At 68.0% G+C, this 799-nt stretch carries 2 protein-coding genes; both read left to right on the forward strand.

The window, feature by feature from the left end; all coding sequences use genetic code 11:
* A partial coding sequence (locus tag ACTHQX_RS21740) for a phage holin family protein (RefSeq protein ID WP_440159313.1) occupies positions 1–288 on the forward strand: 288 nt, incomplete at its 5' end.
* The coding region (locus tag ACTHQX_RS21745) for a DUF3618 domain-containing protein (protein ID WP_440159312.1) at positions 285–799 on the forward strand (515 nt) is incomplete at its 3' end. The genes ACTHQX_RS21740 and ACTHQX_RS21745, both read left to right, overlap by 4 nt.

Here is a 799-nt window from a genome sequence, read left to right on the forward strand (position 1 = left end):
AAACAGTCCGGCACCCGCGCCGGCAAGGGCGGCGGCATGCTCGCCGGCGCCGGCGTCGCCGGGCACTTCGTGCTCCTGTTCCTCTCCATCGCCCTCTGGTACGCCCTCGGCGAACTCATGGGCCTGGGCTGGTCCGCCGTCGTCGTCGCCGTCCTCTGGGGCATCATCGCCGCGATCCTCGCCAGCGTCGGACGCAAGGAACTCAAACACATCAAAGGCATGCCCCAGACCATGGAGACAGCCAAGGAAATCCCGCCCACCCTCAAACCGAACGGAGACCACCGATGAGTGAGAACCCGGACGCCATCCGCGCCGACATCGAAGCAACCCGGACCCGCCTCGGCACCAACGTGGACGCCGTCGCCGACAAAGTCACCCCCTCCAACATCGTCCACCGCCAAACCAACAAGGTGAAGGACGCCGTCTTCGGAGTAAAGGACAAAGTCATGGGCACCGCAGAACACGCCACCCACAACGCCTCCGGCAGCCTCCACCACGCCGCGCACACCACCAGCGGCGGGGTCCACCAGGCCACCGACGCCGCCGGGAACGCGATTCACGGCGCCGGTGAAGCGATCGCCGACGCACCCCAGAAAGTCGCCGCGAAAACCCAGGGCAACCCCCTCGCCGCCGGTCTGATCGCCTTCGGCGCCGGACTGCTCGTCTCCTCGCTGATCCCGCCGAGCGAGAAGGAACGCGAAGCCGCCGACGCCCTCAAGACCGCGGCCGAACCGATGACCAGCCAGGTCACCGAGGCCGCCAAGGACATGGCCCAGGGCTGGAAGGAACCCGCCCAGGA

Source organism: Arthrobacter sp. SAFR-023, assembly GCF_051965295.1.
Lineage (GTDB): Bacteria > Actinomycetota > Actinomycetes > Actinomycetales > Micrococcaceae > Arthrobacter.